Genomic DNA, 415 nt, shown 5'->3' on the forward strand with positions numbered 1-415 from the left:
CCCGCCGTGTCGTCTGGCGCCGCGTCATGGACATGAACGACCGGGCGCTGCGCGAGATCATCTCCTCGCTCGGCGGCGTCGCCAACGGTTTTCCGCGCGAAGCCGGCTTCGACATCACCGTCGCCTCGGAAGTGATGGCGATCCTGTGCCTCGCCACCGACCTCAAGGACCTCGAGAAGCGCCTGGGCGACATCATCGTCGCCTATCGTCGCGACAAGTCGCCGGTCTATGCCCGCGACCTCAAGGCCGACGGCGCCATGGCTGTGCTCTTGAAGGACGCCATGCAGCCCAACCTGGTGCAGACGCTGGAGAACAACCCGGCCTTCGTGCATGGCGGCCCGTTCGCCAACATCGCGCATGGCTGCAACTCGGTCGTCGCCACCACGACGGCGCTGAAGCTTGCCGACTACGTCGT

At 66.3% G+C, this 415-nt stretch carries 1 protein-coding gene; it reads left to right on the top strand.

From position 1 onward, the window contains the following. On the top strand, window positions 1-415 hold a 415-nt coding region (locus DH10_RS35990), incomplete at both ends, for a formate--tetrahydrofolate ligase (RefSeq protein ID WP_192385966.1).

It is taken from the genome of Mesorhizobium silamurunense, from assembly GCF_014843825.1.
In the GTDB taxonomy this organism is placed as follows: Bacteria; Pseudomonadota; Alphaproteobacteria; order Rhizobiales; family Rhizobiaceae; genus Mesorhizobium; species Mesorhizobium silamurunense.